Genomic DNA, 19,122 nt, shown 5'->3' with positions numbered 1-19,122 from the left:
TCCGAGTCAACAAGGTCAAGCGCCGGTTTACGCCCCCGACCGAGTGTGCAAGTATCTTCACCAAGCCGCATCCCGCACACTCTTGCGAGGTCCAAGATGGCCTGGAAACTTTGGAAGACCGAGAAGCAGAACGACGAGACGCGAAGCTGGCCGAGCGGGACCCATGAGTCGTTGAAGCAGCTTCTGGACATGTACCTGGTCAGCGACGCGCCACCGTTTGCGAACTGGGCCGCGCCCGGGATCGCCTTCACGCCCGAAGTCGAAACGCTCGCCCGAAACGGGGTGCGGGGTTATCAGCTTGCCCTTTGGCTGTGGCTTTTCGCCGAGAAGCACGGCACCATCGCGGCAAAAATGGTGCGCGAATCTTTTTGCCTGCTCGCCGACGCGATGCAACCGTCTGCCGGCGACAGGATCGACACGCTGCTCGACCTCGAAAACCGCCTCGCGCATTCTGTCGAAGACCTTTCCGCTCAACAGCGCAGCTTCCGTCTGGAGGGTATGTCCGTCGAGCTGCCGATGGAGTTTTTCCTCGCTACCGCATTCCTGCGGCTCGCGCCGGATTCTCCGTATGCGGGGACCGAAGGTATCCACCTGCAAGGCAATGACTTCAAGCTGGCCGACTGTTTTCGTCATGCAACCGAAGAGGGGCTGGCGGTATTCCGGCCGATGGTAGACGCGGTCGAGTTCGACGCGAAATCGCTGCCCGACTGGAAATGGAGCGCTCATCCCGGCGCGGCCGAGCGACACCTGCAACGCCGCCACAAGAATCCGCTGTTCGCGCTTCATCGCCAGATGGTGACCGCTCACGAAGTCTATGAGGCACGGCTTGCTGACGCCCGGGCCATCGAGGAGGTCAGGAGCGAGCTCAACGAGATCAGCCGGTCGTTCTCCGGGACGACCGAATTGCCGTTGAACTGGCAGCCCTTCCTCGAACGATACCGGGACCATGTCGACAGGCTCGATGAACGCCGGCTCGTGGTTGGCGGACAGAGCACGTCCGTCGGCAATGCAATTGCGGAGTTGCGCGCGGACATACTTGCAACCTGGCGCGCTTCGATTCACAAGAACCGGCACAGTCTCGCGACCCTGGAGCAGGACGAAGCGAAACGGACCGAGCGGCGCGCGCTGCTGTATGGATGCGACTGGACGGCTCAGCTTTTGAGCCACGGGTCGCTGATTCCGCCAGAAGAGGTGGTGCCCGCGCTGCTGAGCGAGCCCCCCTCCGAGCTGGAAAAGGTGGTGACGGGTCTGCGGGGCGAACCGCGACTGCATGAGACGCTGGCGCAGTGTCGTGCAACTGCGCATCGGCTCGTCAACGAGCTTCGCGCGGCCGGCCATCAGCTTCCCGATATCGACGACAAGCTTCGCATTCTGGATGGTGCGCCCGGGCAGTTGCCGGACTGATCATCTTGCTGGTGTGCGGTGTCTTGTTACCCGTGGATGCCACGCCCGACCGACCAAAGGCCACTTATGAATTCTTCCTCACGCGCCCCGCTCGATGCAGCGACCGAGGCGGCATCCACGCTTTCGGAGTACCTGGAGCTGTCGCTAGACAAAGGACAGAGCCTGATTTTCGTGCTCTCTCACGGCGAAAATAGCGAAGTCTATCTTGGGGACCCCAGCGAGCCAGACGCGGACTGGACAAGCTGCGCGGCCATTCCGAACACGGTCGTCCACGCGCTTCTGGAGACCACCCGGTCAGGGTTCAACCAGTTGGTCATCGAAGGACAGGCCTACCGCTTCGCCCGGACCTTCGCGCAAGTTGCCGGGCATGGCGCTGTCGTCTTCACGCCCGCGTAGACGTCGTAGCCAATCACGTTGCCGCCTTTGAGCATGGATGATCATAGCGATTTCGTCGTGCGCAACATGTCGTCCAGCGAGGTCGATCTCGCGATCGAATGGGCTGCGGCAGAGGGATGGAATCCGGGCCTCGACGACGCGCGATGCTTCTGGAATGCAGACCCCAACGGCTTTTTCGTCGGTATCTGGCGCGGCGAGCCGGTGGCATGCATCTCGGCAGTCGCCTACGACGAGCGTTTCGGTTTCATTGGCCTCTACATCGTCAAGCCGGCATTTCGCGCCAGGGGTTTCGGTCTGCGCACCTGGCAGCACGCGATGCGCTATCTGGGAGATCGTACGATCGGCCTCGATGGTGTCGTTGCCCAGCAGCAAAACTATAGGAAATCCGGCTTCCAGCTCGCGTATCGCAACATCCGCTTTCAGGGCGTCGTGCGAGCCGCGTCGACGCCCAAGCTGACGAACGCGCGGGAGGTACCGTTCGCGCAACTGCTTGCCTACGACAGCGCCTGTTTTTCGACCGCCCGTTCCCGCTTCCTCGCGGACTGGATCGCGCAACCACAGGCGGTGGCCCTGGCAAATGTGCGCAACGCCCAGATCAGAGGGTACGGCGTGCTGCGCCGTTGCAGGAGCGGCTACAAGATCGGGCCGCTCTTTGCCGACGACGCACGGACTGCCAGCGAGCTATTCGACGGCCTGGTCGCGAGCGTCGCGGGCGAAGTCATCGCGCTCGATGTCCCGGAAGTCAACGCGGCTGCCGTCGCGCTCGCGCAACGCTACGGCATGGTGAGCGCGTTCGAAACGGCGCGCATGTACACGCGCGCCGCGCCGGTGATTCCGGTGCAACGCGTGTTCGGGGTGAGTACGTTCGAACTGGGTTGACGGCAATGCAACGGAACGATCATCGAGCGGCCGTCAGCGACGGCTCACGCTGACCGGAAATGGTGAAAAGGCGCACGGTCTCATCCAGCACTTGAGCGGAGTCGATCAGCCGTTGCGCGGTGGCCGTCGCTTGCTCCACCAGCGCGGCATTTTGCTGGGTCGCGCTGTCGAGGTGCGTGATTGCCTGATTCACCTGCATGATGCCTTTGGCCTGCTCGTCGCTTGCGTTTGACACATCGTCGATGATGGTCAGTACGCGTCTGACCGTCTCGTCGATCACTTTCATCTGCGACGCGGTGCGGTCGATCAGTTCCGTTCCTTGCGAGACTTCCGCGACGGTCAGATCCACCACGGACTTGATTTGCCTTGCAGACTCCGCGCAACGTTGCGCCAGCATGCGCACTTCGGTGGCGACGACCGCGAACGATCGGCCGGCGTCGCCGGCACGGGCGGCTTCGACCGCCGCGTTCAGTGCAATGATGTTGGTCTGAAAGGCGATCCCATCGATCACGCCCGTGATATCGGCGATACGCTGCGACGCCGACGTAATGCCGGACATGGTGCGCTCAACGTGACCGACGATCTCGCCGCCAAGCGCCGCGGCATCCTGCGCTTCCCGGGCAAGTCCGAGCGCGGATGCGGCGGCGTCTGCATTGGCCTTCACGCTGGTGGTGAATTGCTCCATGGTCGCGGCCGTTTCCTCGAGCGACGCCGCTTGCGATTCAGTGCGGCGCGCGAGATCCTCATTACCGCTCGACATTTCCCGAGCGGAGTCGACCACACCGCCGATCTGGCCACGCACGTCCAGCACGATCGCGCCGAGGTTCGCCTTCAGTTGGTTCAGCGCGCTCAGTACGTCGCCGAAATCGCCGTTCCTCGAGATCCTCATTTCGGCAGTCAGGTCACCGGCAGCCATACGGGTGGCGAAACTGGAGAGCCCCGCGAGCGGCGCACCCAACTGCTTACTCAGCGCGAACCAGGCGAGGCCGGCCAGCACTGCGGAGACGGCCGTCGCAGTCCAGTACGGCAACGGCGGCAGCCCGCCGTACTGCACCGCGCCGACGAGCGGAAAGACCAGCGGCGCGATCGCGTAGCCGATCCCGATGCGCGCCACGACCGACATGCGTGTCAGTGCCTGAAGCTTGCCGGCTATCCCGGTACGCACGAGCTTCCCGCGGCGCAACTTGTGCGAACGCAACGTGCCTTCGCGCATCCGCGCATAGGTTGACTCGGCAAGCCTCACTTCGTTGCGGGATGGCTTGGTACGAACGCTCAGATAGCCGACGATCTGACCGCTCTCGATCACTGGCGTGACGTTCGCGCATACCCAGTAATGGTCGCCATTCTTGCGGCGGTTTTTCACCAGCGCCGTCCACGGCTGACCCGCGCGGATCGTCTCCCACATGTCGGCGTAGGCCTCGCGCGGCATGTCGGGATGCCGGACGATGTTATGTGGCGCGCCGAGCAACTCTTCTCGCGTGAAGCCTGAGATCGCAATGAACGCGGGGTTGCAGTACTGAATCCTTCCTTTCAGGTCGGTTGCCGAGACAAGCATTTCCGAGGCGGGAAAATCGAATTCGCGTTGTGTTACAGGCTGGTTATTGCGCATGAAAGTCGTTAGCGAGGCACCGCGCTCTGCTGAAGGCGCCGGAATGTCGGTCAATGGACGTTCTAACGGCAATACCCTCAAAATATTGAGGGTTATCTGACTAGCTTAGTCGGGTAATCGAAAGCATCGCCCCACCAAGTGCTATGAACCTGTGGCGGCGACGCCAGGCGACATGAACGTCACTTGCGCGAGCCCCTCTTCTTCCTTTCCGGAGCTTCGACGGTGGGGTCGACCGGCGTGAACGGTGCCTGAAAATGATCGACGAGGAAATCGATGAAGGCTCGCGCCCGCGCCGTCTGATTGCGCTGCCTCGGGTAATAGACGAACAGATCCGCCGACGGCAGCACGGTATTCGGCAGCACCAGCTTGAGGCGCCCGCTCTGTACGTACTTGGCCAGATCCCATTCGGAGCGAATCAGAATCCCGTGACCGTCGAGCGCCCACCGAAGCGCAATGTCGCCGTCATTGCTCGATAGCACGCCTTTGACCTTGATCGCCTCGATGTGGTCATTCACGATGTAGCGCCACACGCCATAAGCATCATCGTTCTGCCGATGAATGATGCAGCGATGCTGATGCAGGTCCTCCACCCGCTCGGGCGTTCCGAAACGCTCCAGATACTTTGGCGACGCGCAAAGAAAACGGCGATTGCTCATGATGCGCCTTGCGCTCAGCCGACTGTCCGGCAGCTCGCCGAACCGTATCGCCATGTCGAACGCGCCTTCGACGAGATCGACCGGCCGGTCCGTCACCTCGAACTGCACTTCGACGTTCGGAAAACGTTTGGCGAAGTCGGAGACGAGCGGTGCGATGGTCGTCCTGCCGAAACCTAGCGTCGCGTTGATGCGCAACGGCCCATGGGGATCGCGCCGGGCACCGGAGATGGCCTCCTCCATCTCGCGGACCTGCCCGACGATCTGGGACGCGTAGCGCAGATAGGTCTCTCCCTCGGGCGTCAGGCTGACGCTGCGCGTGGTCCGGTTGACCAGACGCGCGCCGAGCCGCTGCTCGATGATCCCCAGCCGCTTGGTCGCCGCTGGCGGACTGAGATCGAGCGCGCGGGCGGCGCCGGACATGCTCCTGAGTTTCGCAAGGAGAATGAAGAACTCGAAGTCGGATGCGGGTGCAGTACTCACTTTTGGTGAAATATGTAGTGAACGCAAGTGAATTTTAGCAAGCTCTTTCGCGGCTAAGCTACGCACCACATTGCAGCCCGGGTGGCTCAATAACTGTTCAAATCTCTGGAGACAGTGGCGTGAGAATCGTTGAAATCCGCGAAAAGACCGTTCCGATCAGTTCCCCGATCCGGAACGCCTACATCGACTTCAGCAAAATGACCTTGAGTCTCGTCGCGGTCGTCACCGACGTGATCCGCGACGGCAAGCCGGTGATCGGCTACGGCTTCAACTCGAACGGCCGCTATGGCCAGGGCAAGCTGATGCGCGAGCGCTTCATCCCGCGCCTGCTCGAGGCCGACCCGGCCTCGCTCGTCGACGACTCCGGCGACAACCTCGATCCCCACAAGATCTGGGCGACGATGTTCATCAACGAGAAGCCCGGTGGCCACGGTGAGCGCTCCGTCGCGATCGGCACGATCGATATGGCGGTCTGGGACGCGGTGGCGAAAATCGCCGGCAAACCGCTGTTCCAGTTGCTCGCCGAGCGGTACGGCAACGGCGAGGCCAACCGCAAGATCTTCGTCTATGCGGCGGGCGGCTACTACTATCCGGGCCAGGACCACGAAAAGCTCAAGGATGAGATGCGCAGCTACATCGACCGCGGCTACACGGTCGTGAAGAAGAAAATCGGCGGCGCGTCGCTCGACGAAGACCTGCGACGCATCGACTCGATCCTCAGCGTGCTGCAGGACGGACAGAAGCTCGCGGTCGATGCCAACGGCCGCTTCGATCTCGATACCGCGATCAGCTATGCGAAGGCGCTGTCCCAGTACGACCTGTTCTGGTACGAAGAGGCGGGCGACCCGCTCGACTTCGAGTTGCAGGCCACGCTGCGCAACTACTATGACAAGCCGATGGCGACCGGCGAAAACCTGTTCTCGATGCAGGATGCGCGCAACCTGATCCGCTACGGCGGGATGCGCCCCGATCGCGACTGGCTGCAATTCGATTGCGCGCTGAGCTACGGCCTCGTCGAATATCTGCGAACGCTCGACATGCTGCATCAGCATGGCTGGTCGAGAAGCCGTTGCATTCCGCACGGCGGGCACCAGATGTCGCTGAACATCGCGGCGGGCCTCGGACTTGGCGGCAACGAATCGTACCCGGACCTGTTTCAGCCATACGGCGGTTTCCCGGACGGCGTTCGCGTCGAGAACGGATATATCACGATGCCGGAGCTGCCCGGCATTGGCTTCGAAGGCAAATCCGACCTGATCGCCGAGATGCGCAAGCTGGCTGAATAGCGCGCGCTCGCAACGGCATCGACCAACATTCCCGCTCGCATGGTTCATAAAAGACGGAACGAAGCCGGCTCAATGCGGCCCTCCCACGCTTTTCGCGTGGCAGGGCCGCATTTTCCCTTTGAAGACGCCACGCACAGGAGACAGAAATGCCAGTATCGAAAGTAAGAAGAGCACTTTCCAAGCTGTACGTTCAGGTCGTCATCGGGATTGTGGCCGGTGTCCTGCTGGGTCACTTCTACCCCGATCTCGCGTCGCAGATGAAGCCGCTGGGCGACCTGTTCATCAAGCTGATCCGGATGCTGCTTGCGCCGATCATCTTCGCGTCGGTCGTGGTCGGGATCGCGCGCATGAACGACCTCCATCAGGCGGGCCGGGTAGGCGTGAAAGCCCTTCTCTATTTCGAACTGGCATCGACGGTCGCGCTGATTGCGGGGATGGTGGTCGTCAATGTCGTCAAGCCCGGCAGCGGCATGAACATCGATCCGTCGCAAATCGATGCCGCCGCGATTTCGACCTATACGCACGCGGCGCAGCAACACGGCATGCTCGACTTCTTCATGAGCATCGTTCCGAATAGCATCGTCGGGGCATTCGCCAAGGGCGAGATGCTTCCGGTCATTTTCTTTTCAGTTCTGCTCGCTATCTCGCTGGCGAAGCTGGGAGTCCGTACCGCGCCATTCGTCGACATGCTCGACATGTTCCTTCAAGGCATGTTCGGCGTGGTGCGGATCGTCATGTACGTGGCTCCGATCGGCGCATTCGGCGGCATGGCCTTCACGATCGGCAAATACGGCATCGGCACGTTGGCATCGTTCGGCGAGCTGATGCTTTGTCTCTACCTGACCTCGTTCTTCTTCGTGTTCGTCGTACTTGGCCTTGTCATGAAGATGTGCGGGCTTTCGCTATGGAAGTTTCTCCGCTACATCAGGGACGAGATTCTGATTACGCTCGGCACGGCGTCGACAGAAGCGGTGTTGCCGCAGATGCTGATCAAGATGGAGGCGATGGGCTGCCCTCGCCCCGTCGTCGGCATGGTCCTGCCCACCGGCTACACGTTCAATGCCGACGGAACGGCGATTTATCTGACGATGGCGGCGCTGTTCATCGCCCAGGCGATGAACGTCCACCTCAGTATCTGGGACCAGTTGCTCGTGCTCGGTGTGCTGCTGCTCACATCGAAAGGCTCAGCGGGCGTGGCCGGGGCGGGATTCGTCGCACTGGCCGCGACGCTGGCCTCGATGCACAAGATTCCCGTCGAAGGCCTCGTGCTGCTGCTCGGCGTGGACCGCTTTCTGAACGAGGCGCGTGCGGTCACGAACCTGATCGGCAATGGCGTTGCCACTGTCGTCGTCGCTCGTTGGGAAAGGCAACTCGATTGGAAGCTGGCGCGCGCGGTGCTGAATCGCGACAACACGGCTCACGTCCAAACATCGGGTCCTGCCGCGCAACCCGCGGTCAGTTCGGCATCGCCGACCGAAGCGGAGGCGCTCCTCGATGGCTCACCGAACCATCAATAGAACTGAACTTTTCGGAATGGGTGCCGTTAACCCAGCGGTATCTCACTCTTCCGAATTCAGCATGAAACTGACCATCAAGTTCCGTCTTCTCGCCACCCTCACCTTGCTCGGGTTCCTGCTGACGGTGACTGGCGTACTGGGTATCGCCGGCATGCGTGGTTCGAACCATGCCGTTGCGCAGGCGTACACCAACGACGTGGCCGCCGCAACCGCGCTCGGCAAGTCCAACCTGAACCTGACCGTAGTGCGCACCACGCTCGATCGCGTGCTGCTGCACCCGGAGGCGGCGGATCGAGCCGCTCTCATCGATAAGGCGCGCAACTACCTTGCGGTCTCCGACAAGGCCTGGAAAGAGTACCGCGCACTGCCCGTTTCCGACGCGGAGGCGGCCTTGTCGAAGGCCGTCGCCGACGCCCGCGAAGCGATGCTGCGTGGCGCACTCGAGCCGATGATCGACGCAATGAGCCGCGGCGATCACGATGATGCCGACCATATCGCAATGGTCGTTATGCCGCCGTTTGCGGCGGCTCTAACGCAGAAATCCGCGGAGCTGGACAAGTTTCGCAACGCGCAAGGCAATAACCGCTACATGACAGCGCAGGACCGCTACGACACCCTCGTGACCATTACCGCGATTGCGATCGCCGTCGGTCTTCTGACCTGTGTCACCTGCGGCTTCACGCTGCTGCGCGCAATCGCGCGCCCGATCGACATGACGGTGCGCCATGTCGAGCGACTCGCTCAGGGTGACATGTCGCAGCAATTGCGCTTCGACAGTAATGACGAAATGGGTCGCCTCATCCGAAGCGTTGGGCAGATGCAGAAGGACATCGGCACGATGATCGAACAGATCGCGCGCGGCAGCGAGTCGATCGCGTCCGCGACCCAGCAAATTTCGGCCGGCAACGCGGACCTGTCGGCGCGCACCGAGGCGCAGGCGGCGTCCATCGAGGAAACGGCGGCGAGCATGGAACAACTGACCAATGCCGTCACGGAGAACGCGGCGCACGCGCGTGAGGCGCGCGAGTTGGCCGACGCAACGAAGGCGACGGCCGGTGCGGGCGCGGACGTGGTGCGTCAGGTCATCGACGCGATGAGCGACATTCACGACGGCGCGAAGAGAATGGGCGAGATCATCGGCGTGATCGAAGGTATCGCCTTTCAGACCAACATCCTCGCGTTGAATGCGGCTGTCGAGGCCGCTCGCGCCGGAGAGGAAGGACGCGGCTTTGCCGTCGTCGCGGGCGAGGTGCGCAATCTTGCCCAGCGTTCGGCGACCGCGGCGAAGGAAATCAAGGAGCTGATCGACGCGTCGACCGCGCGCGTCGCCGACGGTTCGCGCCTCGTCGGCCGGGCCGGTGAGACGATGGGCGAAGTACAGACGGCCGTCGGTCGCGTCACGTCGATCATGAGCGACATCGCGACGGCTTCGGCCGAACAGAGCGATGGCATCGAGGAAGTCAATCGCGCGATTACGCAGATGGATCAGATGTCGCAGCAAAATGCCGCGCTCGTCGAGCAGGCAGCCGCCGCGGCCGCGTCGCTAACCGAGCAGACTGGCCTGTTGACGCAGGCGGCTGGCCGCTTCCGCTTTGCCTCCATGGCCTGATGCCACGCTATAGGCTCGCGTGCCGCTCCGCGCTTCAGGTCCGCGAGACGCCGGAGGCCGTGGTGTCGGAGTCATTGGCAGGCACCGCCTCGAGAAAGCCGCGCCCCATCTCCGCCTCGAAGCGCGCAGCGCTGCCCTCCCAGATGATGCGCGCATGTTCGAGAACGTAGACGCGATCGGCATGCGGCAGCGCAAACCTGACGTTCTGCTCGCCCAGCAACACGGTGATAGGCGTGGATTTCTGCAGCGAATCCAGCGCTTTCGACAATTGCTCGAGAATCACGGGCGCGAGGCCGAGAGTCGGCTCGTCGAGAATCAGCAGCTTCGGCTGGGTCATTAATGCGCGCGCGATCGCGAGCATTTGCTGCTCGCCGCCGGACAGCGTACGCGCGGTTTGTCCCTGGCGCGACTTCAGGATCGGAAACAGATCGAACAGCCACGACAGCTGTTTCGCGCGCGCCGTGTCGGCGAGATGATATCCGCCGAGTTCGAGATTCTCGCGTACCGTCATGTCGCCGAATAGCTCGCGCGTTTCCGGGCATTGCACGAGGCCGGCGCGCGAGATCGCCGCACCGCTGATTCCGCGCAGATCGCGCCCGTCGAAGCGAATCGTCCCCTTGTACGGCACGAGGCCGGAGAGCGCGTTGAACAACGTCGTCTTGCCCGCGCCGTTGAGCCCAACGACCGAGACGAACTCGCCCTCGCGCACTTGCAGACTGACGTCGTCGAGTGCGCAAGCCTTGTCGTAGAGCACGCGCACACCGCTCACCTCGAGGATCGTGGGCTTCGCATTGCCCGCGGCGCCGGTGCGCTGGCGCAACTCCAGCTTGCTGCCCAGATAGACGCGGCGCACCGTCTCGTTCTGCATCACCTGTTCGGCGGTGCCTTCGGCGACACGCTCGCCGAGGTACATCGCGAGCACGCGGTCGGCGAGCGCGGACAAACTCTTGACGTTGTGATCGACCAGCAGCACCGCGCGCCCTTCGGCGCGAAAGCCGCGAATCAGCTCGGAAAACGCGTGCGATTCCGCCACCGTCAGTCCCGCGAACGGCTCGTCCACCAGCACGACCTGCGGGTCGCGCGCAATCGCCTTGGCCATCTCCATGCGGCGCAGATCCGCAAACGGCAGCGTCGCGGGATGCCGATGCATGACGCCGGCAAGGCCCACCCGCTCGGCGATTTCCTGCGCGCGCTGGTGCACGTGGGGTTCGGCAGCGAGTTTGACGAGCGAATCAGGCAGCAGCGCGAGCTTGATATGTTCCAGCACCGTTTGCCGATGCAGCGGCCGCGAATGCTGAAACACGATGCCCACGCCCGCGCGCGCGATCCGGTGCGGCGCCCAGCCGGCCATCTCCACGCCGTTCACTTTGACCGACCCCGCATTGGGCCGCTCGATGCCCATGATCAGCTTCATGACCGTGGACTTGCCCGAGCCGTTCGGTCCAATCAGACCGAGGATCTCGCCGGGCCGGATGTCGAACCCGATATCCTTGACGGCGACGAGACCGCCGAAGCGCTTGGTCAGCCCGCGTACGGAGAGCAGCGGCGTGTCGTTCATTGGCGCTCCCTCGCGCGTAGCAGATTGCCGAGCAGACCGTCTGGAAAGAACAGCAGCGCAGCGAGCGCGACCGCCGCGACGACGAACGTGTTGAGCTGGCCGAGCGGTCGCAGGAACTCGCCGGCGACGATCAGGAAGATCGAGCCGAGCACCGCGCCGAGTATCGTGCGGCGTCCGCCGAGCACGGCCGCGATGATGATCTGCACGCCCACGCTGAGATCCACCACCGTGCTCACGGAAGCCGTGCCCTGGTAGAACACCAGCATCGCGCCTGCCACGCCCGAGAAAACGGCGCTGATGCAGAAGGCGACGAGCTTGTGCCGCGTGACATTGAAACCCAGCGCCTGCGCGCCGGTTGCGTCCTGACCGCTGGCCTGCAGGATCAGACCGACTGCCGAACGCGACAGGCCGAACAGCAGGATCGCGCAAACGATCAGGAACGCGAGCGCGATCCAGTAGTTATGGTTCGCATCGACCGACATCACGTCCGGCACCATCATGCCGATCTCGCCGCCCGTTATGCCCGCGAAGATCACGATGGCGTTCTGCAGCAGCAGCACGGCCACGAGCGTAACCAGCCCGAAGTAAGGACCGCGCAGCCGCAGCGCGGGCACCGCCAGCAGCAAGCCGCCCACCAGCGCGACGCCGCCGCCCGAGAGCACGCAAACGGGTATGGGCAGGCCCCATCTGGCGTTGAGGATCGCAGCTGAATAGGCGCCGAGTCCGATCAGGAACGTCGGCCCGAAGTTGACCTCGCCGGCAAAGCCGAACAACAGGTCCCACGACATCGCGAACACGCCGAAGTAGAACGCCACCGTGAGCACGCCGAGGATGTAGCCGGAAAGCCACCACGGCAACGTCGCGGCGATCACGACGAGCGCAACGGCGATCCATGCGCCACGCGAACGGAGAAGAACGGACATAGGGGTACGCTCCATTCGCACTGTTAGCGGCGTCCCAGGAAGCCCTGGGGCCGCACGTACACGACCAGCACCAGCAGCAGCAACGCGGGCAGCGGGCGGAGCGTCGGCGCGATCAGATAGGCCGTGACGGTCTCCAGATAACCCACCACGTAAGCGGCCATCAACGAGCCCGATACACTGCCGAGCCCGCCCAGCACGACGATCGAGAACGCGCTGGCCGTCAGCTGCCCCGCATTGTTCGTGCTCAGGCCAAGGAACGAAGCGAGCAGCACGCCCGCTATGCCGGCCAGCACGCCGTAGATGCTCCACGCGAGAAGATAGATCCGGGAGAGTTCGAAACCGAGCAGCGTGAGACCGCGCGGATTCATCGAAGCCGCGAGCAGCGCCTTGCCTGCACGCGTGCGGTTCACGAACAGCCACAGCATGCCGATCACGGCCCAGCAGACCACCGCGATCATGATTTCGTTGTACGGCACGCGCACGCGGCCCACCATCGCCACGCCGCTGATCAGCGGGCGCATCGTCACCGGGTTGTCGGTGAAGAGCCACGCCATGCCCTGCTGGATCATGATGCCCCACAGCAACGTGCCGGTGAGCACGAAGATTTCCTTCTCTTCGCCGGGAATCGCAGCCGAACGTTGAATGGGCCGCACCACCATCAGGTAGGTGACGAAGGCCGTCACGAGACCCGCGATCACGCCGAGCAGCGTGCCGAGATAGGTGCCAAGCCCCGCCTCGCCCGCGAGCATCCAGCCCATCAGCGCCGCGACCAGCATCACGCCGCCGTGCGCGAGATTCAGGATGCCGGAGACGCCGAAGATCAACGTGAAACCGATCGCGCCCAGCGCATAGAGGGAGCTGATTGCAAAGCCGTCGACGAGAATCTGCAGTAGCAACATGCCCGGCCTTTCATGTTGGTTAGGGTGTCGATTCGTGCGCTGTCCGGGCCTTCGCTATGCGCAGGTCCGGACAGTCGCGATCATCGCGCGGCTAGTTCGCGCTTGCCTGCTGCACCTTGATGAAGGTCGGGAATTTCACCGCGCCGTTGGCGATCGACTTGGGCCAGATCGCGACCTGCTTGCCGTTCTGCCATTGCAGGTTGATGCCCGTGATATAGCCGGGCCCGTACTTCAGCGCGTGCGTGAACTGATCGCTCTTGCCATAGAACTGCCAGCGACCGATCGTGCCCACGTAGTCGGTTTTTTCGAGCGCGTCGACCATCTGGTCCGGATCGGTCGAGCCCTTGTTGCGCTTGATCGCGTCCGCGATGATGTAGACGAGGTCGTAGCTCGTGAAGCCGCAATACGCCGGAGAAACGCCGAACTTCTTCTGGTACTCATCCGTGAAGGGCACCGTTTTCGGCGTGATCGCCACGCCCGGCGCGGCGGCCGAGGCCGTGATCACGCCTTCAGTCGCGCCGTTCGTGTCCTTCCAGAAGCTCGTGGTCGTGGCCTGCGAGCTTTGCCCCGACATCGGGATCGGCACTTGCTGGTCGTGCCATTGCACGGTCGGCTGCACGCCCACGTGGCTGATGCCGGTGGTGATCGTATCGGGGTGCTTCGCCTCGATCTGATTGAAGATCGGCGTGAAGTCGGAGGTATCAGGATTGAAGCGGATGTGATCGAGCACCTGAAGTCCCGCTTTGGGCAGGCATTCGAGGTAGCGTTCGTCGAGCGGCTTGGTCCACGCCGCATCTTCGCTCATGACGACGGTCGTTTTCATCTTGAACTGGCCGACCAGAACGTCGTGCGAGAAGTCGCAGATAGACTGCGCGATGAATGCGGACGTCATCCAGCCGTGGAACGTGTACTTGTAGTGGTCGTAGTCGTCGTGAACGTGCTTCGAGATGTCGTTGCTAGCCGCGCCGGGAGTGATGAAGGGCACCTTCAGGCGCCCCGACCACGGTTCCATCGCGAGCGCCACTTCGCTGATGTAGCTGCCGATCACGGCGACCACCTTATCCTGGGTCGCCGCGCGCTGGAAGGCGCGCACGCCGTCGGAGGCCGATGAATGGTCGTCGTATGCGACGATCTGGATGGGCCGGCCATCGACGCCGCCGCTCGCGTTGATCTGGTCCGCGGCGAGCTGCGCCGCCTTGCTGATCGAAGCGCCCGCCACCGAGGATTCTTCGCTGATCACGCCGATCTTGATCGGCTCGGCCGCCGCATGAGCGCCTGCCGCCAGACCTAGCCCCGCCGCTACCATCCCCGTCGCGACGACGCAATGAAGGTTTCGCCACACATTGTTACTGGACATCATGCATCTCCGATTCGAATGGATCGTTGAGCAACAATTGCCCGCCACATTGCAGCAACTTAAGAATGCGCACACAACAATATTCACCCGTTTTGCCGCGCTCAATCGGTACAAACGATGACCGGGTCCCTACGGACTTCATGGTGCAGAGCGGAAAAATCTTGCCGCTCGCACCGCCGGATGCCGTTTTTTCTTAGTGGGATCGATGGCTATGGGCTGCAAGATTCGCGGTCTTCTTTCTCCCTCATTCGTCATCCGAAGCATTGTGTTTCGCCTCGTTTTGGCGGGTTCGTGCGCTTCAATGACCAACGTGCCGTCGCCTCGCAACGCTCTCGAACGTACCCGGCTTAAAGCGCCTTAGAAGGACAGCCGATTTGCCAACATCTGACCTATATTTGATCGCAGCAACGGTCCGCGAGTCACATCTCTCTCGCTTCCCGCCCCGGCCACACCGAACTGGGCGCATCTGACTGACCCCGCACCAACTCCGCCGAAGCAATTGCGTCAGCGCCCCACTCCCACAGTTTTACGGCGACTTTTCGTCCGGCCCAGATTCGTCCCGATCACGCGACCTGGCTTCCCTGCTTTCAAGGAGGACTCTTATGGCGACAGCGATAAACCGAATCCATGCAAGTGAGATCCGTCCGTATGGAATAACGAAACGGAGTATTGAATATGAACTCAATCTTCAAAGCGGTGATTGTGGGAGCTTCGTTTTCGATCTGTGCCGACGCAACGTTGGCGCAAAAGGTCGAGACCCCTCCTCATCAGGGCAATACGACGTATGTAACCTACTACCTTAACCATCTATTGGCGAACATCGACATGGGCGATGAGGGCTCCGATTCGGTGATCGAGGGCTTTGGTATCACGCGTAACACGAGCGGGCAGAAAACCTTCGACGGCATGTCGGTGCACTGCGTCTTCTACTACGGGGTACGTGGCGGCAAGGAGACAGCACAAGGCGCCTGCACCGAGATGGATGCCGACGGCGACAAGGTGTTCACCACGTTCGTGGCGGGCGCCCACACGTTGATCGGGGGCACCGGAAAGTACCAGGGCATCACCGGTAGTGCGACGTTTTCTGCCAGTCCGCTGCGCCCGCCCGCACCCGGCACGTTTGCGGTCGAGATCGATCACAAGGTGAGCTGGAAGCTCAAGTAGCTGCATGACGCAGCGCATCAACCCGCGCCATGGTCGGTTGGAGGGCGCGGTCGCGGCGCGGGACCGGAACACTCTGCAAGCGTACCTCCGTGCGGGTCCGAACATTACGCGGCAACCCTGCTTGCTGACATATGTACGTCATGATAGGTTGCTGCAATTCCCGCTGCCGCATCTGGCATCTCTTTTCGCAACGCTACGCGCGCGATAAAAAAAGCGGGATGGGTTGATCTGGACTCATCGTACGCATACGCCTTTCCCCGAGAGGAATTCAAGAGCCATGGCTTCAATGATCCAGCGAACGACCCTGTTCGCCTGTCTTCGCGCGGCTTCTGTCGCGGCTTCCCTGTCGATCGCCGCACTTGGCGCGCACGCCGCCGATCTCGTGATCGCAGGACGGGACGACATCTACGGCCGCGGACTCGCGCAGGCGGTGGACGGCTACAAGAAGCAGCACCCGGGCGTCGATATCGAGTTGCTGAAGCTGCCGAATAACGACCTGTATCAGAAACTGAAGCTGTCGTTACGCGAAAACACGCGCGCTTATGACCTGGTGATGATGGACGACACCTGGTCCCCCGAATTCATCGCCAACGGATGGCTTCAGCCGCTGCCCGCCACGCTCGCGGATGCCGACATGGTGACCTCGACGATCTCCCTCGGACGCGCGTCGACCGGAACCTTGTATGCGATGCCGATCGTCGGCAATGTCGAGATGTTCGCCTATCGCAAGGATCTGCTCGCGAGTCGCGGCCTGCAGCCGCCGCGCAGCTGGGACGACGTGCTGAAGATCGCACAGACCATCGGGACCGCCGACAAGGACGTTTCGGCTGTCGTGTTTCGTGGCGTGAAGGGCAACCCCGTCGTCACCGGTTTCCTGCCGATCCTTTGGGCCTATGGCGGAGAAGTCGTCGACACGAACGGCAAGGTCACGATCGATTCACCCGAAGCGCTGGCCGCGCTGAAGATGCTGCTCGCGCTGAAGAAGTGGGCCCCGAAAGATGTCGACGTGTATGGCGCCGGTGAAGTGCGCGACGCATTGCAGGGCGGCACGGCCGCGCAAGCGATCGAAGTGTGGCCCGCCTGGCTGCCAGCGCTCGACGATCCGGCGAAGTCGCGCGTCGTCGGCCAGGTCGCGCTGCAACCGCCGCCCGGCCAGGTCAAGGGACCGGCGCCGATGCTAGGCATCTGGCAAATGGGCATTGCCAAAGACGCCGCGCATGCGAAGGTGGCGGCGGATTTTCTCGCCTACCTGACTTCGTCGGCGACGCAAACACAACTGGCTGTACTCGGCATTCCGCCGACGCGCAAGAGCGTCTTCGTCAATCCGACACTCGTCAAGCAATATCGCTGGTATCCGGACCAACTGAAGGCGCTCGAAGCGGGCCGTGCGCGGCCTCGCGTGAAAGATTGGCAGCAGATCGAGGCGATTCTCGGCGACGCGTTGCAACTTGCGCTGACGGGGCAGGCCACGCCCGACGCAGCGTTGCATCAGGCTGCACAGAAGATCGGCCAGGCCAACGCCGCAGTGCAGTGATAGCGGCAGTGACAGCGCAGGCAAGCGTGGAAACCGATCGATGAGCCGCTTGCGACCTTATCTGCCGCTGCTCGTCCTGATGAGCCCGGCCGCGGTCGTGCTCGGCGCGCTGGCGCTCTACCCGGTCGCGCGCGTGCTGATCGATTCGTTTTTCTCGGTGGATTACGCGTCGGGGCGTCGCTCGTTCATCGGGCTCGTCAACTATCGATCGGTCATTGCCGACGGTGAGTTCGGCACGAGCTTCGTCAATACGATCCAGTTCATGATCGTGGCCTCGCTCGCTGAAGTGCTGTTCGGACTTGCGCTCGCGCTGCTGTTCGTCCGCGCGTTTGCGGGCCGGCGCATCGCGTTGCCGCTCGCCGTGCTGCCGATGATGCTCTCGACGCTCGTGTGCTCCGCGATCTGGCGCAACTGGCTCAACTACCGAGGCTTTCTGAATGCGCTGCTCAAGGCGATAGATCTGCCGGCGGTGCCCTGGCTATCCGATCCGCACCTCGCGCTGTGGTCGCTAATGCTGGTCGATGTCTGGCAATGGACGCCGATGGCATTCCTGATCATTCTCGCGGGGCTACAGTCGATTCCGCCTGAAATCGCCGAGGCGGCACGCACCGACGGCGCGAACGAATGGCAGTGCCTGCGCTATATCACGCTGCCGCTCGTTGCACCGCACGTCGCGCTGGCGATGCTGCTGCGCTCGATCGATACCTTCAAGCTGTTCGACAAGGTCTACGCGTTGACGGGCGGCGGCCCGGGCAATGTCACGCAGACGCTGTCAACGTACATCTACGACACGGGTTTCCGCTTCTTCAACGTTGGACCCGCCAGCGCGGCTTCGGTATTGATGCTGCTCACGTGCGCGGTGCTGGTCTCGGGATACATATGGAAATCGGCAGTCAAGCGCGAGCGTTGATGCCGCTCGCCCGCTTGCAGGGTTTCGCGCGACGCTCGTCCGGTGCCGCGGTGCGAGGACTATTGCGGCTCGTTGCGCTGGCGGTGTTGCTGCTGCCGTGCATATGGATGGCTGGCGCGGCCTTCACGCCCACGCTGGAACGCCTCGCCCATCCGCTCGCGCTGTGGCCTTCGGCGCCCACGCTCGAGCATTTCGCGGCGGTGTGGGAAAGCGGCATGGCCCAGTCGGTGCTGAACTCCGTGTGGGTCGCGGTGGGCGCCACGTTGCTCGCACTCGCGCTGGCTTTTCCGGCCGCCTATGCGCTCGCGCGACTGGCGTTTCCGGTGCGACTTGATCTGCTGTTCCTGATGCTCGTGCTGGCACTGAAGCTGATGCCGCCGATCACCGTGGCCGTACCGCTGTTTTCGCTGGCCAAGTGGCTCCATCTGCTCGATTCGCTGTTTGGGCTGGTACTCGCCTATCAGCTGTACGCGTTGCCGATCGCGATCTGGATGTTGCTGCCGTTCGTGCGCGACGTGCCGATCGAATTCGAGGAGGCCGCGGCGCTCGATGGCGCGAACCTCGCGCAGCGCATCGTCTTCATCGTCGTGCCGCTGTGCGCGCCGGGTCTCGTTGCCACCGCGATCTTCGTGTTCATCATCGCGTGGAACGAGTTTCTGCTGGCGCTGTTGTTCGTCTCGTCGCCGAGTCACTTCACACTGCCGCTCACCATGGCGGGTTATGTGACCGAGAACGGCATCGACTGGGGCGAACTGATGAGCGCGGGGCTGATTTCGTCGGTGCCGACGCTTCTGCTCGCGGGCTACGTGCAGCGCTATCTGCTGCAGGGCTTTTCGGGCGGCTTGAAATAACGGGCTGCAACTTCGCGTCGACGTTGCAGCCGACGCTTTGCTTATCCAGAGGTTTTCTTGCGCCCTGCCGTGACCTGTCCGTCCGTTTCG

16 protein-coding genes are annotated in these 19,122 nt (G+C 62.6%); 10 read left to right on the top strand and 6 right to left on the bottom strand.

Annotated elements, in window-relative coordinates; all coding sequences use genetic code 11:
- Positions 1-45 precede the first annotated feature (45 nt).
- The 3 genes from AB3X89_RS00490 (at position 46) to AB3X89_RS00480 (ending at position 2,679) form a co-directional block, all read left to right on the top strand.
- On the top strand, positions 46-1,404 hold the full coding sequence (locus AB3X89_RS00490; protein ID WP_368581299.1) for a tryptophan leader peptide: 1,359 nt from the start codon (positions 46-48) through the stop codon (positions 1,402-1,404).
- 66 nt (positions 1,405-1,470) lie between these two features.
- Positions 1,471-1,800 carry a hypothetical protein gene (locus AB3X89_RS00485; RefSeq protein ID WP_368581298.1) on the top strand — a complete coding sequence of 110 codons (330 nt, stop codon included), beginning with the start codon at positions 1,471-1,473 and terminating at the stop codon, positions 1,798-1,800.
- Positions 1,801-1,833: 33 nt separating this feature from the next.
- Positions 1,834-2,679: a GNAT family N-acetyltransferase gene (locus AB3X89_RS00480; RefSeq protein WP_368581297.1), complete on the top strand. Its 846-nt coding sequence runs from the start codon at positions 1,834-1,836 to the stop codon at positions 2,677-2,679.
- A gap of 19 nt (positions 2,680-2,698) precedes the next feature.
- Here the strand turns inward: AB3X89_RS00480 and AB3X89_RS00475 are convergent, their stop codons facing one another.
- On the bottom strand, positions 2,699-4,288 hold the full coding sequence (locus AB3X89_RS00475) for a methyl-accepting chemotaxis protein (protein ID WP_368581296.1): 1,590 nt from the start codon (positions 4,286-4,288) through the stop codon (positions 2,699-2,701).
- 179 nt (positions 4,289-4,467) lie between these two features.
- Positions 4,468-5,424: a LysR family transcriptional regulator gene (locus AB3X89_RS00470; protein WP_368581674.1), complete on the bottom strand. Its 957-nt coding sequence runs from the start codon at positions 5,422-5,424 to the stop codon at positions 4,468-4,470.
- A gap of 119 nt (positions 5,425-5,543) precedes the next feature.
- On the opposite strand from AB3X89_RS00470, the gene AB3X89_RS00465 reads away from it, so the two are divergent.
- From AB3X89_RS00465 to AB3X89_RS00455, 3 genes are all read left to right on the top strand, one after another.
- Positions 5,544-6,710: a mandelate racemase/muconate lactonizing enzyme family protein gene (locus tag AB3X89_RS00465; RefSeq protein WP_176378267.1), complete on the top strand. Its 1,167-nt coding sequence runs from the start codon at positions 5,544-5,546 to the stop codon at positions 6,708-6,710.
- Positions 6,711-6,856: 146 nt separating this feature from the next.
- Complete coding sequence (gene dctA, locus AB3X89_RS00460; RefSeq protein WP_368581295.1) at positions 6,857-8,227, top strand: C4-dicarboxylate transporter DctA; 1,371 nt, start codon at positions 6,857-6,859, stop codon at positions 8,225-8,227.
- A gap of 61 nt (positions 8,228-8,288) precedes the next feature.
- The gene (locus AB3X89_RS00455; RefSeq protein WP_368581294.1) at positions 8,289-9,836 is read left to right on the top strand and encodes a methyl-accepting chemotaxis protein; all 1,548 of its coding nucleotides are present in this window, start codon (positions 8,289-8,291) and stop codon (positions 9,834-9,836) included.
- Positions 9,837-9,870: 34 nt separating this feature from the next.
- Here the strand turns inward: AB3X89_RS00455 and AB3X89_RS00450 are convergent, their stop codons facing one another.
- From AB3X89_RS00450 to AB3X89_RS00435, 4 genes are all read right to left on the bottom strand, one after another.
- Positions 9,871-11,394: an ATP-binding cassette domain-containing protein gene (locus tag AB3X89_RS00450; protein WP_368581293.1), complete on the bottom strand. Its 1,524-nt coding sequence runs from the start codon at positions 11,392-11,394 to the stop codon at positions 9,871-9,873.
- A complete protein-coding gene (locus AB3X89_RS00445; protein WP_368581292.1) occupies positions 11,391-12,317 on the bottom strand; it encodes a branched-chain amino acid ABC transporter permease in 927 nt (308 codons plus the stop codon). The genes AB3X89_RS00450 and AB3X89_RS00445 overlap by 4 nt, the downstream gene beginning before the upstream one ends.
- Before the next feature lie 23 nt (positions 12,318-12,340).
- The gene (locus AB3X89_RS00440; protein ID WP_368581291.1) at positions 12,341-13,216 is read right to left on the bottom strand and encodes a branched-chain amino acid ABC transporter permease; all 876 of its coding nucleotides are present in this window, start codon (positions 13,214-13,216) and stop codon (positions 12,341-12,343) included.
- Positions 13,217-13,307: 91 nt separating this feature from the next.
- Entirely contained in the window at positions 13,308-14,573 is a 1,266-nt protein-coding gene (locus AB3X89_RS00435; protein WP_368581290.1) for an ABC transporter substrate-binding protein, read from the bottom strand.
- A gap of 675 nt (positions 14,574-15,248) precedes the next feature.
- Here AB3X89_RS00435 and AB3X89_RS00430 point away from each other — a divergent pair.
- The 4 genes from AB3X89_RS00430 to AB3X89_RS00415 all read left to right on the top strand — a co-directional run bounded on the left by AB3X89_RS00430 (position 15,249) and on the right by AB3X89_RS00415 (position 19,032).
- The gene (locus tag AB3X89_RS00430; protein ID WP_368581289.1) at positions 15,249-15,737 is read left to right on the top strand and encodes a hypothetical protein; all 489 of its coding nucleotides are present in this window, start codon (positions 15,249-15,251) and stop codon (positions 15,735-15,737) included.
- Positions 15,738-16,014: 277 nt separating this feature from the next.
- Positions 16,015-17,271, top strand: coding sequence for an ABC transporter substrate-binding protein (locus AB3X89_RS00425; RefSeq protein WP_368581288.1), 1,257 nt, complete (start codon positions 16,015-16,017; stop codon positions 17,269-17,271).
- Between the two features lie 40 nt (positions 17,272-17,311).
- Positions 17,312-18,181: a carbohydrate ABC transporter permease gene (locus AB3X89_RS00420; protein WP_368581287.1), complete on the top strand. Its 870-nt coding sequence runs from the start codon at positions 17,312-17,314 to the stop codon at positions 18,179-18,181.
- Positions 18,181-19,032: a carbohydrate ABC transporter permease gene (locus tag AB3X89_RS00415; protein WP_368581673.1), complete on the top strand. Its 852-nt coding sequence runs from the start codon at positions 18,181-18,183 to the stop codon at positions 19,030-19,032. The genes AB3X89_RS00420 and AB3X89_RS00415 overlap by 1 nt, the downstream gene beginning before the upstream one ends.
- Positions 19,033-19,122 lie beyond the last annotated feature (90 nt).

Source organism: Paraburkholderia sp. BR14320, from assembly GCF_040948665.1.
In the GTDB taxonomy this organism is placed as follows: Bacteria; Pseudomonadota; Gammaproteobacteria; order Burkholderiales; family Burkholderiaceae; genus Paraburkholderia; species Paraburkholderia youngii.
The sequence above is the reverse complement of the archived record's forward strand: the minus strand, read 5'-3'. Positions and strand labels throughout refer to the sequence as shown.

Bases quoted from the DNA above. Each gene is read 5' to 3' on its own strand.
- AB3X89_RS00450 (WP_368581293.1), bottom strand. From the start codon at position 11,394: ATGAACGACACGCCGCTGCTCTCCGTACGCGGGCTGACCAAGCGCTTC.
- AB3X89_RS00445 (WP_368581292.1), bottom strand. From the start codon at position 12,317: ATGTCCGTTCTTCTCCGTTCGCGTGGCGCATGGATCGCCGTTGCGCTC.
- AB3X89_RS00430 (WP_368581289.1), top strand. From the start codon at position 15,249: ATGAACTCAATCTTCAAAGCGGTGATTGTGGGAGCTTCGTTTTCGATC.
- dctA (WP_368581295.1), top strand. From the start codon at position 6,857: ATGCCAGTATCGAAAGTAAGAAGAGCACTTTCCAAGCTGTACGTTCAG.
- AB3X89_RS00440 (WP_368581291.1), bottom strand. From the start codon at position 13,216: ATGTTGCTACTGCAGATTCTCGTCGACGGCTTTGCAATCAGCTCCCTC.
- AB3X89_RS00420 (WP_368581287.1), top strand. From the start codon at position 17,312: ATGAGCCGCTTGCGACCTTATCTGCCGCTGCTCGTCCTGATGAGCCCG.
- AB3X89_RS00455 (WP_368581294.1), top strand. From the start codon at position 8,289: ATGAAACTGACCATCAAGTTCCGTCTTCTCGCCACCCTCACCTTGCTC.
- AB3X89_RS00475 (WP_368581296.1), bottom strand. From the start codon at position 4,288: ATGCGCAATAACCAGCCTGTAACACAACGCGAATTCGATTTTCCCGCC.
- AB3X89_RS00480 (WP_368581297.1), top strand. From the start codon at position 1,834: ATGGATGATCATAGCGATTTCGTCGTGCGCAACATGTCGTCCAGCGAG.
- AB3X89_RS00435 (WP_368581290.1), bottom strand. From the start codon at position 14,573: ATGTCCAGTAACAATGTGTGGCGAAACCTTCATTGCGTCGTCGCGACG.
- AB3X89_RS00485 (WP_368581298.1), top strand. From the start codon at position 1,471: ATGAATTCTTCCTCACGCGCCCCGCTCGATGCAGCGACCGAGGCGGCA.
- AB3X89_RS00425 (WP_368581288.1), top strand. From the start codon at position 16,015: ATGGCTTCAATGATCCAGCGAACGACCCTGTTCGCCTGTCTTCGCGCG.
- AB3X89_RS00415 (WP_368581673.1), top strand. From the start codon at position 18,181: ATGCCGCTCGCCCGCTTGCAGGGTTTCGCGCGACGCTCGTCCGGTGCC.